The 17,359-nt window shown below is 38.7% G+C and carries 9 protein-coding genes; all 9 read right to left on the bottom strand.

The window, feature by feature from the left end; genetic code table 11:
* Window positions 1-29: 29 nt before the first annotated feature.
* Complete coding sequence (locus tag DW039_RS07380) at window positions 30-2,714, bottom strand: discoidin domain-containing protein (RefSeq protein ID WP_243635018.1); 2,685 nt, start codon at window positions 2,712-2,714, stop codon at window positions 30-32.
* A 53-nt stretch (window positions 2,715-2,767) separates the two neighbouring features.
* The gene (locus tag DW039_RS07375) at window positions 2,768-3,958 is read right to left on the bottom strand and encodes a glycoside hydrolase family 172 protein (RefSeq protein WP_005830778.1); all 1,191 of its coding nucleotides are present in this window, start codon (window positions 3,956-3,958) and stop codon (window positions 2,768-2,770) included.
* Between the two features lie 42 nt (window positions 3,959-4,000).
* On the bottom strand, window positions 4,001-6,376 hold the full coding sequence (locus DW039_RS07370) for a GH92 family glycosyl hydrolase (RefSeq protein ID WP_120381832.1): 2,376 nt from the start codon (window positions 6,374-6,376) through the stop codon (window positions 4,001-4,003).
* 76 nt (window positions 6,377-6,452) lie between these two features.
* Window positions 6,453-8,243, bottom strand: a complete 1,791-nt coding sequence (locus DW039_RS07365) for a RagB/SusD family nutrient uptake outer membrane protein (RefSeq protein ID WP_008662530.1) — start codon at window positions 8,241-8,243, stop codon at window positions 6,453-6,455.
* Window positions 8,244-8,271: 28 nt separating this feature from the next.
* A complete protein-coding gene (locus tag DW039_RS07360; RefSeq protein WP_243635017.1) occupies window positions 8,272-11,394 on the bottom strand; it encodes a TonB-dependent receptor in 3,123 nt (1,040 codons plus the stop codon).
* Window positions 11,395-11,570: 176 nt separating this feature from the next.
* Window positions 11,571-13,115: an ADP-ribosylglycohydrolase family protein gene (locus DW039_RS07355; protein WP_117878801.1), complete on the bottom strand. Its 1,545-nt coding sequence runs from the start codon at window positions 13,113-13,115 to the stop codon at window positions 11,571-11,573.
* Window positions 13,116-13,151: 36 nt separating this feature from the next.
* Entirely contained in the window at window positions 13,152-14,081 is a 930-nt protein-coding gene (gene rbsK / locus DW039_RS07350) for a ribokinase (protein WP_243633654.1), read from the bottom strand.
* A gap of 27 nt (window positions 14,082-14,108) precedes the next feature.
* The gene (locus tag DW039_RS07345; protein WP_118264478.1) at window positions 14,109-15,113 is read right to left on the bottom strand and encodes a GRP family sugar transporter; all 1,005 of its coding nucleotides are present in this window, start codon (window positions 15,111-15,113) and stop codon (window positions 14,109-14,111) included.
* Between the two features lie 154 nt (window positions 15,114-15,267).
* The gene (locus tag DW039_RS07340) at window positions 15,268-17,358 is read right to left on the bottom strand and encodes a glycoside hydrolase family 172 protein (protein WP_005830792.1); all 2,091 of its coding nucleotides are present in this window, start codon (window positions 17,356-17,358) and stop codon (window positions 15,268-15,270) included.
* Between the last annotated feature and the right edge of the window lies 1 nt (window position 17,359).

Genomic DNA, 17,359 nt, shown 5'->3' with positions numbered 1-17,359 from the left:
ACATATTATACAGAAGAAATTCTCACATCTTATTCTTCATTTTGAATACCGAGTATCATATACCCATAAGGAGGCAATGTAATATGATAGTCCTCAGACAATACAGGTGGTATATTATCTCCATCCAATAGATTTAGAGGAGTTTGTCCCAGCAAGATACCCGTATTCTTCAAATTCACAGAAATGGTTTCCGTACTATTCTGGAAATTCATAATGACTAGGGCCGAAACTTTCCCATCTTTATTGCTTCGTTTAAAGACAGTATACTTACTATCATCATTTGAAGGAATACAAGTGCGCTGTCCCATGGGAGCCAACCCGTTATAGCCATTCTGCAACCTGATTAAATCATAAAACTTCTTCTGGTCCTTTTGAGGCCACTTATCAAGAATTAATTGGGCTATATAATCCGAATGATGATCACCATAATGGTTTATTACTACTGTCCCCATGGAAATTAAATAAGCCAATTCAAAAAGGCGCTCCTCATTAGTAGCTGGAATCTCCCACATTGGTGGAGTAATAGTTGTTGCCCCCAATGCCACAATACGGTCTCTATAACTCTTCAACTTTCCATTCAATTCACATGGGTTCTGATTTCTTCTGGCATTTAAGACCTCACTTCTTTTTCCACCGCCCCAACCATACATATCAAAACCTTGAATTAGTTTAAAATCAAACCAGCTAATCCATTTTTCAATATTTGAAGCTCCCTCCGCATTAGTTAGAATGCCTCTACGATTTAAAACTTTTATAATAGACTCATTGATAATATCGTCAGTAATACCATCATAGACCTCAGGAGCATCCAGAAGTATTCCATCCACCCCCTTATCTGCCCAAAAGTCCAGATAATTCCGACACTCTTCCTGCCACTCCCAATTGTTAAAGTTGTAGCTTGGAATGCGTCCTTCAGCCCCATCCGAGTTTCCCCAACACGAATAGTAATAAGCCTGGGCTCTGTCACTCCAAAACCAATTGTCATTCAACTTCTTATCACTGAAATGAAACCAGTTCCTCTCCTTACTATATACACCATTACGCTGATCATCACATGCTTTTTCAAAGAAAGGAGCTTTATACCAGCAATAACCAACATTTCCAAAGAAAGTCAGCCTCATATCCCGTGCATGTACTTCACGGAGAAGGTCCTCAAAATCCTCCAATGTTCCAATAGACGGGTCTATGGCATAGTTATTTGTAGCTCCAAGCCCTCCCCACACACTAGGATCACCTTCATATATAGCCGAAAGTTCAATATTACGATAACCTTGTGCCTGCAATATATCCAAACTGTCTTTTATAGAGTTAAGCGTTTGGCGATAGTATTTGGGGTAATACCTTGTCATACCAGAAGTCTCTTCCCACCACGTTGCATTACGTGGTGAACCAAACCCCTTAATGACCAACGAACGGCTACCTGCTCTACTTTTACTTTTGGCATCCAATATAGTTAATTTGATATACCGATATACACCATTCAATTCTTTTACGTACTCAGTACCGGCAATACCCGAACGACAGTCTGCCAATAAGTCCCATTTTTTATTATCATTTGACCCTTCAATAATAAAGGACCAAACATCTTTTTCCACAAAAGTCTGTTTTATATTCCGAACATCACATGGCAAACCTAAATCCGCACATAACCATTGCGGATAAGCATTATTGTCCGCATACCAAAAAGTAGTATTGTCACCATCAAAGGCCTTCTTCTGAGTATGATTATTGTCGCAAAACGAAGAAGTGGCAGCTAAAGCATTAAAGGCCAAATCCTCAAGTTCCCGACCGCCTAAAGAAACCACATCTTTTTCTGTTCCAAAAACTCGAAATTCACAACTGTGTGCCCAATATCCCTTCGCTGAGCCCAAAATAGTCAGTCTAATATAACGGAATTCTCCTGAAACCGGAGTTTTGAAATCAAATCCACTAATACCATCTGTATTATCAACCAAAACAGCCCAGTGCAATTCATCATTGGAACCTTCAATCTTAAACTTCCAGCTATCATGGTCTTTAAAGATTTGCTGAATTCCAGATAACGTACAAACCTCTTCCAGATCAACAGTCAAAGATTGGGGAAACTGCTCATTATCAGCAATCCAATAGGTTGACATATTTCCATCCAAAGCATCATTCGGATTATGATCCTTTTGCAGCACCACATTAGTGCATTGCTTACCTAAAGCAATATTCTTATCCGCATTTGTTCCATTTATAACAAATTCTTTCGAAGAAGGCAGAAAACCATCTTTAGACTCAAGGACAGTTAATTTTACATAACGGTACACGCCACTCACACTTTCTGCAAAAACATCACCGGAAGCTCCTTTCGTCTTATCTACCAACAGCAACCAATTCTCTTTATCAACAGAGCCTTCTACCTTGAATTTCCAAACAGACGATTCATGAAATACCTGACAAATGCTAGTCAATGAATAAGAGGTTTTCAAATCTACTACAATCCATCCGGCAGACTGGCTAGATTGCCAGAAAGAAGTCAAACTACCGTCTACAGCTTTGGCTGAAGAATGCTTCCCTTTGGAAGAAGATGCCACAGTGGACGCTCCTACCGATAAATTTCCTTTCCTTACTTCAAGAATATCCGTTCCAGACCTTGCAAAAGAGAAACTATCACCATACTTTTCCCGAGAATAGCCATGAAGAGATAGCATCATCACCAATACCCATACAATCTTAAATTTCATAATCATCTTAAATTTGTTTATCATGTTTATTTGAATCTCATAGATAGAACGTTATCGAATTATCCCCCAACTTGAGTTTCATTTCCCCACAGTTTGGCACCATTACCCAAATTCTTTCGCCACTCATGCCTCCATCTATGTATATCCTGATCACGAATAAAAGCTTTAGGCCTTCTATCTTCTTTGGTCGGAGCAGGAGGTAGAACTCCAGCTTCTGATTGATACCAGTATACCACACTACTAATATCCAGTGTCAAATTATTATTATGCCCATGTTCTATTGTCCCTCTTAACGATTTCTCAAAATAAATCGGATCTGCCACAAAGAAACGATACACATGCGTTCTTCCCAACCAACCATTGTCATTATTAACCCTTGCATAACCATAATAAGGATGATTGAACAAGGTCTTCGGACACCACGAAGTATTAAAAAAGTCTTCAGTGCCCGTACCTAACAAAGATGCCTTTTCTTCACCATCAATGAATATCATATCATCTCCTTCTCCATACCACATTGTTGAAGGAGAATGGACATAATAATTTATCCCTACAAAATGTCCTTTACCCTTTATATCAGCAAACAGATAGTTATTAGCACCGTCCACATTATTACCCATTGGTCCTACCAATCCCCATTCGGTTTCACCTTCTGGTAAAGCTTCCGTCAATTCATGATTATACCATGCATGGAAACGTCCTGAGCCCACCGGCAATTTTCTCATTTCTACATAATCTACATAAAAATAGATGCAATCAATATTTATATCGCTTTGATTCTCTATCTCTAAACGGGCACCATTGGCAAAAGGCATCTGGAAATAAGAAACCAAACCAGTCCCATTTGTAGGACCAACTGCCAATGGGAGTGTAGCATATTCATAATGCTCGTCCCATCCATTTCCAAAAAAAGCAGCAATCGGAGACTCTACTGAAGGAGTAGACCGTCCATCCCAATATATCCTGAATATGAGATCATTTCTCATAATATGCATCGGGGCAATAGTAAACCAAATATGGTTAATAATACCAGTACCCGGAATATCAACACTCCATTTCTCTCCTGGTTTTATAGGACCTACATTATCATTATTATTCCCCGTTTTATCGGCACTACTTATTCTACGGTTACGGACACCTTCTTGAATAGTAGTCAACCCTCCTAGTTCTCCACCCCTCACTTGAGTATGACCATCTAAAGTTGCGAACATACTCAAAAAGAACAACATAATCAAATTTATTTTTTTCATTCTTAATGTATTAATCAATTAAACAATACACATATTGATTTTTTACTGGGTATTGGAAGACATGGAAGGTGGAGCATCTTGCGGCCTACTTCCCCATTTATAATTAGGCTTTTTCCCCATTATCAACTCCAGTTTCCCCCCATTTACCAGTTCAGAGTGATAGAACCAAGGTTTAGAAAGTTTCTTCCCGTTCAATTTGGCAGATTGTATATACCGATTCTCATTGGACACATTTTTTGCTTCAATTACAAACTTACCACCTTTATAGTATTTTTCATCCAAATGAATGGTTACCTTCTCAAATAATGGCGAACTAATCTCATAAAAAGGCTCCACACAGCCTCCTCCATTCACTTCAAACAGCCCCATTGCAGCCATTACAAACCAAGCTCCACCTTGTCCCTGGTCTTCATCACCCGGCCAACCATGAATAGGGGTCGAGCCATAATATTTATTCATCATTTCTCGTGCCCAGTACTGCGTTAACCAAGGCTTTCCAGAATAATTAAACAGAAAAGACGCCTGCATACACGGTTGATTACCGTGATTCACATAAGCCGCACTGAACCTATCACCCGGAGGAGAGAAACTGTATTCAGAAGAAATTTCAAATCCTTCATTTAACCGACGGTTAAATTCTTCCCTACCAATCATCTTAACCAACTCATTCATATCATGAGGTACCATCCACGTATATTGCCACGAGTTACCTTCTACAAATCCAGAGCCCAGCCACGACCAACTGGTAGAATGCTCATCTTTATTAATAGGTTCAAAATCCGGCATCCACGTTCCATCACTATATTTCGGCCGGACATATTTCGTTTCCGAATCGAAAACATTTTTATAATTATAAGCACGTCTTGTAAAATAATCATAATCCTCTTCATAGCCAAGAGCCTTGGCAAATTGTGCCGCATTCCAATCATCAAAAGCGTACTCCAATGTATTAGAAGTTGGCCCCTCATAGGTAGTTCCAAAGACATTATGATGAGATTTCTCACCATAAGGCACAAATCCATACTTCAAGTAAACATCCAAATGCCTATTGCCTACAATACCACCAGAAGAAAGTGCTGTTCCCTGTGTTGTCAAGGTCTTTTTAACAGCTTCATACGCTTTATCTACATCATAATTACGAATACCTTTCTGATATGCACTCACCATAAGAGGTATCTCATGCTGAGCTCCCATAATATCACAATACTCCACTCCCGGAGGTCCATTGGGTAACCATCCACCCACTCTGTAATACTCCAATAATGACTCTACCCACTTATTCATAATGTCTGGAGTAGCAAGTGCCCACAATTGATTGAGATTCCAAAAAGTATTCCAAAAAGCATCACAGCCATAAATAGGCGAAGCAGGATCTTTCAATTGTTGTGTTCGCTCATACATATCAACATATTGACCGTCCACATCACTGAAAATAGTCCTTGAACAATAAGAACGATATAAATTCGTATAGAACTTTCGTTTATCTTCCTCAGTTCCTCCTTCAATTTCAATGGTGCTTAAGATTTTTCTCCATTCATTAACGGCATATTTACGGACTGCATCAAAGTTCCAGCCAAAGCCTCCAGACTCCACTTCCAAATTCTTTCGTGCTTGTTCAATACTCACATACGATATAGCAGTCTTAAGCTGGATAATCTCACCCTCCTCCGTATCAAAATTCATAAAAGCACCGATATCATGTCTTCCCCAACAAATGCTTGAAGTAGTATCCACATACCCATTGACCCATGTTCCAAAAGATTTCATCGGTTTATCGACACGAGCAACAAAATATACTGTATAATCATTCAGCAGATTGGTTGGCTCATCATACGACGATTGGGTAGAGAAACCTTCTATTTCATAATCACTGACTTTGGATATAGAAGCCCATCTAACTTCATATGGATATTCCGAACCATTCTCCAAATCAAATAAAATACGGGAACTATCCGATTTTGGAAATGTATACCTTTGAAACCCCGTACGTGTTGTAGAAGTTAGTTCCGCTTTTATATTATAATCATCCAAAAGGACTGAATAATATGATAAAGAAGCTTTCTCATTTTTATGATTAATACGGGAGCGGTAGCCGCTATCAGGTTCGTTTTCTTCTCCCGGCTTAATTTTCAGAGGTCCGGTAACAGGCATGGTCAGTAAGCCCCCCATCGTCCAACTATGTATATGACTAAAACCTATGATCTGATTAATTTTATACTCATAACCACCTCTCCATACATTCCCCTGATTGTCCGGACTAAGCTTTACCATTCCGAATGGCATAGCTGGTCCGGGAAATTGCATCCATCTCGAATCAGAATTTCCAATCATAGGATCAACGTACTCTGTGACATCCCTTGACTGTCCCCAAAGAGAAGAGCTAAAGTATAACAAGAACAATAATATCACCTTTTTCATACTTATAAGTATATGAATTTCATATAAATACTTTACATGCCTACCGAACCTCTTTGATTAAGTTCAAATTCAGCTATCAATTAATTCCACCCCATCCCGGATTCTGTACAAAAATATCAGGATTCTTATTAACTTCATCTTGATGGAACGGCCACAAATAGTGCTTAGGTGCCTCAAATACTCTTTCCTCAACCAAAGTACGTTTAAAGAAACTATTATCACGGGCACCAATATCCATACCATGGACCGCTTTTACCTGATCGCTTATCTTCCAACGATTACAATCGAAATACCGATGAGTCTCCAAAGCTAATTCCACTTGACGTTCGCGTCTAATTTTTTGTCTCATTTCATCTTGAGACAAACCTGCCTTCAACCCTGGCAATCCCGAACGTTTACGAATCAAATTTACATATTTATAGACATCATCCACCGGACCAGAAGCCTCATTCAATGCTTCTGCATAATTGAGGTAAAGTTCCCCCAAACGGAAATAATTCCATGTCTTATTTACAAAAACTCCTCTTAAAATATCTACACCATCCTCATCCAAAAACTTACGCATCAGATAACCAGTAGTTGTATAGTCAGGTCCACCAGTACGTCCATCAGGAGCTCCCATACGGAAATCAATCTGACGTCCTCTCCAGTAAGCACCGCTATAAGTAACTGTTGCATAGAATCTCGGTTCTCTGTCTACAAACATATTAAAAGTATTTTCCGGATAATACCCCTCTGCATCTGCCTCTTCCGTAAACCCTTCTTCAGAATATCCTGATTCAGAATTAATTATTGGACTACCATCAGCATTATATCCTAAAATAGGAGTTGTACCATCTGCCATTTCATATGCATCAACAAGCTCCTGAGTAGGACATAAGCCTGACCAACCGCCTAAACTGAGCGGAGCGGCAGCACGTTCCATCTGGTCATAAATCGCCACATTCTTTGCAAAAATAATCTCCTTATTCCAGTTCTCTACAAACAAGTAACGGTAATTCTCCATTGGGTCACCTGACGGTGCATAATACAACCCATAACCTGCCTTTTCCATTTCATCTATACATGTTTTGGTATATTCGGCAGCAATCTTCCAACGTTCCGCTTCATAAGAGAGGGGGAACAAGTGATTTCCTTCTTTATCTGTAAAGTTTGCATAATCAGGATTACCATTCCACAAGGGGCTAGCCCTATAAAGTAAAGCCCTCGCCTTTAATGCCATAGCAGCAGCTTTTGTCACACGACCATATCTGTCTGCTCCTTCTTTCATTTTCAGCATACCTCCAGCCTTATCACACTCGTTAGTAATAAAATCTACACACTGATCTAACGGCATTCGTTTACACAATTCTGAAAAATCTTCATTGGGATCAAATACTTTCTCTGTAATGTGTATCGGCCCATAAATACGCAATAATTGGAAATGAAAAAATGCACGTAAGAAAGTAGCCTCTCCAATCCAACCGGCACGCTTTGACTCATCCATAGGAACCTTAGCTACATTTTCAAGAAAGATATTCGTTTTTCTAATACCCTGGTATGCCATATTGGAAATATCTTTTAAAACATTATCAGGTGTCCAGGACCCATTATTCATGAAGTAGGCAAAACAATTTGTATAAGGATAATCCAGCTCATCTGCCGCACCAACGAATGGATTGTGCCCCCAATCATTCGTGAAATTCAATTCCCAGGGCATATTCCAATAAATGGATGATAAGAATTGCTCTGCATAATTCTCTCGTGTAAACACATCATCAAGGGTCAAATCTTCATCAGGTGCTTTATCTAAGTAATCAGCACATGAAGTATTTACTCCCAATAATATCATCAACAAAGTGATGCAAACTATATTAATACGTTTCATATTCGCTCAAGTTTAATCGTTCTACTTTTTAAAAATCCACTGCAAGTCCAAAATTCACAGCCCGTTGAATAGGATACCAATTATCAGATTCCGGATCAATTGTGTGATTAATCTTATCCCATGTATAAAGGTTAGTTCCGTTTACAAACACTCTGAGATTATTGATCTTCAATTTACTTACAACTTTCTTTGGCAAAGTATAGCCAACTTCCAGATTCTTCAAACGCAAATAACTAGCATCTTTCTGCCAAACCGTCGACCGCCGCATACTTTGTACATTAAAGCCATCCGTAACCACCGGATATTTTGCTGCACCAGCAGTTTCAGGTGTCCAACGATTGTCATAAATTTCCTTGAATACATTGAAAAAGCCCATACCACTAGCAAATGGCCAGAAAGTACGATCTTCGAAGAAAGTACTCGTACGAGCAGCACCTGTAAAATAGGCACTCAAATCAAATCCCTTATATTCAATCGTACCACCAAATCCAAAAACCAATTCTGGTTCACGAGTATAACCTATTGCGCATTGGTCATTTGAATCAATAATATTATCTCCATTGATATCCTTATATTTCACATCTCCCGGTATTGGACGTCCACCCAATAAAGACTGGTCATACCAATTGTCAATATCTTCTTCTGATTCAAAAAATCCAGCAGCTACCAAACCGAACGGTTGACCGATAGGATGTCCTATCTCGGACAAATTTGAATAGAGTGGATCGGCTTTATCATTCTCAAGTACTTTACTACGAGCAAATGTTACATTCCCGCGTAATGAATAGAACAATCCGGAAGAAGTACGATCTTTAAATTCCAACAATGCATCAAAGCCTTTATTTTCTGCTTTTCCCAAATTACCCCATAAAACACTTGCAGCCAAGAAACCTGCTCCCGTTGGTACAGATTGGCGTTGCATTAAAATACCCTTTCTTTTTTCATAGAAAAAATCCATCTGTAAACTAAAACGGTCTTTCCACAAACCTAAATCAAGTCCTAAATTCGTTTTAACCGCAGTTTCCCAAGTAACATTGTTGTAGCCAATCTTAGATTCAATAATACCGGGCCATCTAATTTGATCTTGTCCAAAATAGTACACTTGTTCCCAATTCTGATCCATCTTTGTCAAATACAAAAAACGATCACCACCAATTTGGTCATTACCAACTTCTCCATGTGAAAATCTTAATTTCAAATTGCTTACTAAATTATCTTTCCAAAAAGATTCTCCAGAAACTAACCATCCTAAAGATATAGCAGGGAAGAAGCCCATTCGCTTTCCTTTCGGAAAGTTCTCTGATCCATTATAGCCCGCATTAAATTCTATAAAGTATCGCTGTGCATAGTCATAAGTCGCGCGCATCGCCAAACCTTGACTTCGATAAGGTAAATTCATAATAGAAGTCCCAGCAGACAAATTATCATATTGTCGACGATTTAAAAGTAACATACCTGCAACAGAATGTTTATCGAATGTGCGTTGATAATTTACCGAAAAATCCATATAGATAGCACGATTTGAATTTTGTTCGATACTATACCCCATTGCCTTATCGTCCCGGTGTGTAATATATTGATCTTCTCCAGTTTGTTCATTCTTGCCAATATATTGCTTTATACCAAATTCCTTATATCTCAATGCTTTGTTTGCGTGATAAAAGTCAAAAGAGAAATGCCCCTTCACCGATAGTCCTTTTGTTACTAAACGAGATAAGTCCCAGGTTAAACCTGCTGTAGATTGTATAGTAGTCAAATGCTCATCAGAGTAACCCGTTTGCGTAGATTGTCCCCATGGATTAGAGCCGATATACGTAGGCAGACCACTGATACTTCCATCCGGATTCGTCACAGGAAATGCAATAGGTCCAGTATCACGTAAACCATTAAAGATACCTGCTGCACCAGCACCCGGATAATTACGGTCATCAATAATACCACCAACACCCAGCTCTACAACCAAGTCTCTAGTCAAGTTTATATCTACGTTAGAACGATAATTATATCTGGAAACTTTTGCATTCGTATTATGAGGATTACTTTTATCCGTTTTATATATACCTGTCTGCATTGAATATCCCAAATTCACGTAATACCGTACTATTTCATTACCGCCAGTTACACTCAAATTGTTTATTGTCTGATATGAATTTTTATTAAGAACCTTATCTATCCAATCCACATTCGGATATAAATAAGGATCTGAACCTGTACGGAATTTCTCCAACTCTTCATTAGACCAACGAGGAGCCTTGCCCACATTAGCCAATCCCTCGTTCATTAATGAGGCATATTCATAACCGTCAATATAATTACGCTCGGCCAAGCTGGAAAGAATAGCAGATTCTGTTCGGAACGAGACTTGAGGCTTACCTTGCTTACCTCTCTTTGTATTAATCAGAATAACGCCATTAGCACCTTTCACACCATAAACAGCAGTTGCCGAAGCATCCTTAAGTACAGACAAACTTTCGACTTCATCTGGATTTACTGAACTTATAGACCGCTCAATACCATCTACTAAAACCAAAGGTGCCTTTTCTCCCCAAGTTGCAATACCACGAATATAAATAGACGCAGCATCAAATCCTGGTTCACCAGATGTCTGTCGTGTTATAATACCTGGCATGCGACCAGAAAGCGCATTTGGTAGTGAAGTGGTTGCAGTTTGCTTAATAGCTTTAGGAGCAATGTTGGATATAGATCCTACTACACTGACCTTTTTCTGAGTACCATACCCTACCACCACAACTTCTTCCAATTGAGTATCTCCCTCTTTCATTATGATTTCCAGATTCTCTTTTCCATTAACTGGCAGTTCAAGATTTCCAAAGCCAACATAAGTAAACAACAATACACCGTCACTAGGAGCTTCTAATGTAAATTGTCCATTAGCATCAGTAATCGTACCGATAATTGTTCCTTTTACTACAACATTTACACCAGGAAGAGTAATACCAGCCTCATCCTTTACGATACCCGTAACTTTAATCCTTTGAGAAGGAGACATAAAAGCAACATTGTCTGTGTCAAAGGAAACAGATTCACCTAATACATTCAAGGGAAATGCCAAACACCCTATAAATGCATACAACTTAAAATTCCAAAGAAAACTCTTTTGAACTTCTGTTCGAACGTTTTTGTTTTTCATAATTTTAAATACCATATTTTTAGTTCAACAAAGAAGTAGATATAGTAATTTACCCATACCTATTACTAAGAGCAAAAGTAGACTATAGAACAGTATTTCGATGAAACAAATGTCTCATTAAATACCATAAACATCCCCTTAAGGAGAAAAAAATAGAATTTTTTTCCTATACAGAACTAATAGGAACTTTGTTGTTTCTTATCAGAATACACAATATATTCCCATGAACGCAATAATGCATTAACATTCTGTTTATCAACCACTACCTTGATATTATGTTTACCATTGGGCAATTGATAATTCCAGAAAAGATCTAAACGACGATAACGGAAACTTGTTGGAAACTCAGCTTCCTCTACAAAATGATTATCAATATAAAGTTTTGCTTTTATAATATCATCCGGTTGACTATAGTCCCTACGAATCGCCTCACCCCTAATTACAAAACCAACCCCATCTATGTCAAAAGATAAAGTATCAATATCTGTACAGTTCAATCCTTTCTTAACCAGCGGATACACTCCTTCAAAACATTGTTCTAAACGTACAGCAGTAGGCTTTTGTATCGGTAGCATTACCTGATTGTCAAACACCGTCCCTCCATTTTTCTCTATCATTAGAAGAGCATGTCTATAACTAATAGCATATAAATCATCTAAACTCAATGAAGTATATTTAAATTTCTTGACTTCTGCTCCTCTCAAACCTTGCATCCAATATTCCGGAATCTGACTATAGCCCAGCATCACACCTAAAATACCACCGGCAGAAGAAGGATTACAATCAGAATCTTGCCCAGCACGTGTAGATATTTCCATTGTTTTAGTAAAATCTCCATTACCATACAACAAACCAAGAACAATATAAGCTGCATTTATCTTTGCATCAATATCTAATGGTGCAAAAACTCCATCAGGACATCCAACTTCTTCCGAATAATGTTTCTGCAATTCAAACCATGTCTGTTTCCAATCATCCGGGTATTGTTTATGCCATTTTATTACATCCGAAATACATTGATAGAATGTACTTTCAATAGGTATGGTTTTCAAAGCTTCCTCCACAATATACTGAATATCATTTGATATAAAAGCCAAACTATACATCGCACCCACATATACTCCACCATACCAACCATCACCATAACACATAATATGTCCAATCTTATCGCTAATCTCAGAAGCAGAATTTGGCATACCAGGATTCATCAAGCCAGCAAAATCAGCTTCAATCTGATAATCTATATCATCCGCATGGGGATTAAACAACCAATGCCCAGACTCCTTTACCCCATGTAAAATATTGTATCTAGCAGCCTGATTAGCATGCCACAAATTATAGTCTGCCGTCGCAAATGCAATGGCAGAAGAATCAACAGGAGCGTCTAGTCCAACTCTTTCCAATACATCTACAAATGTCAAATCCATATAAATATCATCATACAAATCGGGCCAAGAATCCATTAACTCTTGTACATAGCCTTCATGCCATGGGATAGACTGATAATCTTGTATAAATGTTCCCTGATATCTGAACTCCGTATGACTGCCAAAACTAACTCCAATGGTTTGTCCTGCCCATCCTCCTTTTATTTTATCCAAAAGTTGGCTTGTAGACATGGTATTTGTAACTGACGAAGATTGTTGGTGACAAGAAGTCATTGTTCCTCCAGCCAAAAACAAGATTAATACAATAACTAATTTTTTTCCGATTGTTTTCATAATATTATCTCATAAGTATTCTGCAAATCCAATAGCCTATAGTATTCTATTGCGCATAAATTCAATTACTTCTTTTTGATAAGGAATCGAAACTTGCGCTCCAATTCTTGTGACAGACAAAGCAGCAGCTGCTGTTGCAAACTGTACACAATCCTGTAAATCTACTCCTTCCACCCACTGAGCTACAAAAGCACCACAGAACGTGTCACCAGCTCCTGTCGTATCTACTGTATTCACTACATATGAAGGAATCTGTTTCTCCATCTCATCCGAAACAATAACCGACCCCTTTGCTCCCAATGTCAGAATTACGACTTGTCCTACTCTTCTCAATAGACTTCGAGCAATACCTATCGGTTCCGAAAAGTCCAATGACTGTCCTGCTATAAGCATAGCCTCAGTCTCGTTCAGAATAAGAATATCCACTTTCTCCAGGATATAAGAAGGTATCTGCTTGGCCGGAGCTGGGTTCAAAATGATTTTAGTGTCAACAGTATGAGCATACTCAATCAACGAAATCACCGATTCATAAGGAATCTCCAGCTGCAGCACCAATGCATCCGCTTCTTTTATAACTGGAAGAATAGTATCCATTCTTTCTCCTCGCAATAAATTATTTGCCCCTGGAGCCACAGCAATGCAATTCTCTCCATTTTCCGCAACAAAAATAAAAGCAATCCCAGTAGAGTGTCTCACACACTTCTGAATATAATCCACATCAATTCCACTATCTACAAAAGAGGTTATAAGTGTATCTGCATAGGCATCATCTCCCAGACAAGAAATAAATGAGACATGTCCTCCTGACCGGGCAGCAGCAATTGCCTGGTTAGCTCCTTTGCCTCCATATGAAAGGCAATATTCTGCATCTCCTATTGTCTCACCCGGTTCAGGCAGGTGACTGACGCGGGCAATCAAATCAACATTCGTGCTACCGACCACAACTATTTTCTTACATTTTTCCATTTCATCATTAGATATATAAATTACCATTTAAAGTCCCGCATAAATAATCAAACCGATTCCAGACAAGAACAGAATGAACATACATGTCAGTAAAGCTCTGTTTATTTTAGGACCTCCCACAAATTCTTTCCAAATAAATACACCCCAGAATGCAGCCACCATCGTAGCACCTTGTCCCAATCCATATGAAATGGCAGCACCAGCTTTTTCCGTCGCCAACAAACTGAACAGATTGCCAATACCCCAGATTATACCACCCAATATTCCTACAGCATGTAAACGGAAACTACCTGCAAAATAATCCTCATAAGATGTAGGTGTACCGACAAAAGGATGCCTCATTGCGACTGTATTGAAAATGAAATTACTGGTGAAAATACCAATAGAAAAAATCACCATTGCTGTATAGGGAGTCATCTTACCGACTTCAGGACATTCAAAATTCTGCAAATCCATAGAACTTGCAATAAAGCGGAAAAAGAAAGACATCATAATACCTGCCACTATAGCTATCACAATACCTTTTGTTTTTTGTTGCTCCCCACCTTTTCCCATATTCTTATAGGCCCAAGCATTAAAGACAATCGCCACAATCACCAGCAGAACTCCTAAGAAAAGGAATACCGGACTACCTTGCGGTGCATTAAAATAATTAATGAATACTCCCAGAACCAAAGCCAGCCCTACTCCCAATGGAAAGGCCACAGACATACCTGCAATAGAAACAGAGGCAGAAAGTAGAATATTGGAAAGGTTGAATATGACACCCCCGATAAGAGCCGAAGCCAGATTAGATGCGTCAGCCTGCAACAAATCATCAACAAAACCTCGTCCCAATTCCCCTACGCTCCCCATTGTAAACGCAGCCAGAAGTGACAAAAGTAACACACCTATTACATAATCCCAATAGTAGAGTTCATATCGCCAGACACGACTGCCCGCTAGCTTCTGGGTATTGCCCCAAGACCCCCAACACAGCATTGTTATAAAACAAAACACTACTGCCAACGAATAATTTTCAATGATAAACATAGTATTAGAATTGAATTATTAGAATTAAATACTCAAACAGCTACTGACCACAAAATTAACCTGCAAAAAGGATTTAGCATATAATAAATGTCCCAATAAATAATACAAAAGTCTCAATCCCATTCCAAACTATTTCACATCTTATATCCTGAGACTATTTTACCTTTTCTACAGTCAAATAGTCCAATCCTATCAATGAATTAACTGCCTTTTCATTTTTATCCAGCTGTACAAGTTTCAAGAAATTCTCCCCTTTCTTCAGCTCCAATATACCTAGTTCAACTGTCATCATGCTCAACTTTGAATTATAAGTATCAACAGAGGGAAGAACCGGACTTTCATTTACCTCAACAGAAAAGCGACCATAATCTGGGGCAATCGTAAACCTGCACTTTACCGAATATTTTCCTCCCTCATCAACCACAAAACCTAAATTAGCACAATCTCCTTTCCTACTTTCTCTCCATATAAACTGTACTCCATTACTCCAATTCATCTCAGGAATACACTGCGTTCGTTCCATGCCACCAGTTACAGAAATATTCATAAATTCTCCCTCCACTTTTCCATTTTTGTCAACAGAGTTACTCACCAGGTCATTCTTATGCTTCGCTATATCAATTACAGCCATCTTTTCTTCTGGTTTCCGGTTCGTTTTTCCTCCCGGAAGCATATACCAATAAGTAGTCGGTGCGTAATTGACATATGTCGCACTCTGATGCCAAAATTCCATATCAAAAACAAGAGATTTCTTAAACGTTATGCCATCCAACCCACGATATCTCAAATTTGCCACGTGTCCAGGCTGATAAGCTCCTGTGCCATCGGGTTGGGCAATAAAAGGATGTTCAAAGAAATTTGGCATACACCAAGCATAACCGTAATAATCCTCCGTCCCGGTCCCAAAATGTGACGGGAAACTTTCTCCATCAATATATACCTTTTCATCCCCTTCACCCCACCAATCACCAACTGTATTAAAGATTGTTATAGCATCACCAACATAAACACCTTGACCAGTTAAAGTTACAAAGTTTATGTCTTCTGCATCCAATGTCCCATTGATACTCTTATGTAACCCTGTATATTTACGATGATATTCCATCCAGCCTACGCCGAAATACATGGTTCTCTCATTCCATTCCCAATCAGACGAATAAACAGTAAGAGATGTACTCACTACTTCAGTTCTCAAATTCTCCAGAGAAATTTCACATTTATCTTTATACGGCATCACCCAATAACAAGTCATCATAGAATCTTTGCTTACAGTAGTATAAAACGAACTATAAGGCGAAAGACGATTACCCGTTCCATAAAAATCACCAACTGGACACCAAACTGTCTGATTACCATCAAAAGTAATTCTAAGTATCACGGAACGTAAAGCTTGAGCCAAATCATCAGCAGATAGTTTAAGTTGTATACCACGTATAGCTCCTCCACCCTCTAGAACAATCCGATTCTCTCCCGATAAATTCGTAATAGCCTTATCCCCAGATACTTTTTTTTGATATTTTCCTTCAAGAATAGGTTGTTCCATCAGTTCCCTCTGTGTACCATCAAGTACATCAGCTTCCTTTTTCAAATCATCCAAAGTAAATGTTTTTACAATACTTCCCTTATCATATGTGCGATAGTTTACACTATAAAAGAAGTTCTCTCCGGGTGGACGATTCCCTGCTGCAGTGATACCAGGAGTTTCATAAGTAATCTTGCAATGCTTTGCATAAGGAATCGGTAAATACAAATCATGTCCCCGTTGTTTATAAGGAGTCAAAGGAGATACAGACGTAGATATAGGCGCATCTGCCAGAAAGTGACCACTGATAAGACTCAGTACCTCACCTTCAATAGCTGGTATATCCGAATCATCCAAATAAAAACGTAATATACCGTTATCATTATAGTTGGCCACCGTAATCCATATACGTACTACAGCACCAGGTCCTTCTGCGTCAAACATAACAAATTCCCTACGTCCATCCTTTTCTTCCGTACGAAGAAACTGGCTAAAATCCCAATTGGCAAACCAGTCATAAGAACCTTTCACTGCATGATCTGAGAAACGGTCATAACTGCTGAACTGCCGCACAGTGTAATATGGAGATGGATAATCAACCAATGACTCACGGTTGGTCATCTCCTGCAACAAAGAGGAAAAAGTTATCTCATTACCATTAGCAAACGAAGAAAGTATAAACACCTGCATCAGCAAGACCAAAAAGAATTTACTACATGTCATT

Source organism: Bacteroides sp. AF39-16AC (genome assembly GCF_003602735.1).
Classification (GTDB): domain Bacteria; phylum Bacteroidota; class Bacteroidia; order Bacteroidales; family Bacteroidaceae; genus Bacteroides; species Bacteroides uniformis.
This window is presented reverse-complemented; position numbering and strand designations above follow the sequence as displayed.

Excerpts from the sequence above, each read along its gene's own strand:
- DW039_RS07380 (WP_243635018.1), bottom strand. The coding sequence starts at position 2,714 with ATGATTATGAAATTTAAGATTGTATGGGTATTGGTGATGATGCTATCT.
- DW039_RS07370 (WP_120381832.1), bottom strand. The coding sequence starts at position 6,376 with ATGAAAAAGGTGATATTATTGTTCTTGTTATACTTTAGCTCTTCTCTT.
- DW039_RS07355 (WP_117878801.1), bottom strand. The coding sequence starts at position 13,115 with ATGAAAACAATCGGAAAAAAATTAGTTATTGTATTAATCTTGTTTTTG.
- DW039_RS07340 (WP_005830792.1), bottom strand. The coding sequence starts at position 17,358 with ATGACATGTAGTAAATTCTTTTTGGTCTTGCTGATGCAGGTGTTTATA.
- DW039_RS07365 (WP_008662530.1), bottom strand. The coding sequence starts at position 8,243 with ATGAAACGTATTAATATAGTTTGCATCACTTTGTTGATGATATTATTG.
- rbsK (WP_243633654.1), bottom strand. The coding sequence starts at position 14,081 with ATGGAAAAATGTAAGAAAATAGTTGTGGTCGGTAGCACGAATGTTGAT.
- DW039_RS07375 (WP_005830778.1), bottom strand. The coding sequence starts at position 3,958 with ATGAAAAAAATAAATTTGATTATGTTGTTCTTTTTGAGTATGTTCGCA.
- DW039_RS07360 (WP_243635017.1), bottom strand. The coding sequence starts at position 11,394 with ATGAAAAACAAAAACGTTCGAACAGAAGTTCAAAAGAGTTTTCTTTGG.
- DW039_RS07345 (WP_118264478.1), bottom strand. The coding sequence starts at position 15,113 with ATGTTTATCATTGAAAATTATTCGTTGGCAGTAGTGTTTTGTTTTATA.